The sequence below is a fragment of the Candidatus Obscuribacterales bacterium genome, assembly GCA_036703605.1.
In the GTDB taxonomy this organism is placed as follows: domain Bacteria; phylum Cyanobacteriota; class Cyanobacteriia; order RECH01; family RECH01; genus RECH01.
Window position 1 is genome coordinate 1 of the sequence record DATNRH010001062.1, and the last position, 1,058, is coordinate 1,058.

2 protein-coding genes are annotated in these 1,058 nt (G+C 55.2%); both read right to left on the reverse strand.

The window, feature by feature from the left end:
- On the reverse strand, positions 1-798 hold a 798-nt coding region (locus V6D20_21565; protein ID HEY9818371.1), incomplete at its 3' end, for a hypothetical protein.
- The coding region (locus V6D20_21570) for a hypothetical protein (GenBank protein ID HEY9818372.1) at positions 798-1,058 on the reverse strand (261 nt) is incomplete at its 5' end. The genes V6D20_21565 and V6D20_21570, both read right to left, overlap by 1 nt.

The window sequence follows — 1,058 nt, forward strand, 5'->3', positions numbered from 1 at the left end:
ATCAGTGGCCAGCAGCGTTGAGCCTTGGTAGAAGATTTCCTTCGTGTAAGGGTCGGCGATGAAGTCTTCGTTGCTTAGGAAGGTGCCGCCCGCGCCAGAGCCCGCAGCACCATTCTTAATAAAGCCAAACTCATCCACACTATTAAACAGGTACGGGGCGAAGCTGAATGCTGCCGATCCAGCTGCCCGTGCCGCCCCGATTGGGAAGAACTCTGCGGGAGGCTCGCTGCCGCCTAGGTAGGAGACGCGTAGCACATCGAGCGGGCTCGAAGGGATGGTATGGGATACCTCCTTCGCTGTGGGCATGGCCGCTGTCTTGAACTTGATGGTGTATCGCACACCGTAGTTGGTCTGTTTGATGAACACGCCAGCCTCGCCAGGCTGCACCCAGGAGGCCACAGTCTTCCCAGGTGCCCCAACTACGACAGTGTTGCGGTTAAGGACAAACATACTATCTGCAATAGCCTGCCCCCGCACATCATTGTATTCCACACCAGACAGGTACGACGTGTCACCCTGGACGATGTACTCGAAACCCGTGAGGTCGAAGGCTTTGATGTCGTCGTCCCCGATCAACAGCACGTACTCCGCGCCATCCCGCTCAAGAGTGAATGCCTGGTAGCCGCTATAATCCCCTTCAAGGTCCGCAATAAACTTTGTAGGATACCGCTTTTGCGCACCCTCTGAGGCCAGGAACTCAATGTTGTTTGCATCCTCCACCAAGTTCGCATTGCGGATGGCGGGGGACTGCTGAGAGATTCCACCCAGAAAGGAGGGGATTGAATAGCGTTCAGTCATTAACTGTTAGTGTTTCTTTGTGCGCCAGGCACGTACTGAGAGCCACGGAGCGTGGGCATGGTAGGATCATCCAGCATGTTATATTGCGCTGCCTGGGTATCCATATCCAGCAACGATGCACGCGCGGTGATCTCCTCTTGGTAGAGGTTTTGACGATTCTCCTGCGCCCCTACGTGTGTCTCGTACACCTTACGGGAAGCCTTGGCAATGATGTACTTGCGGGCTTCCTCTGATAGTTCATCCCAGTCAAGCAGGATGAG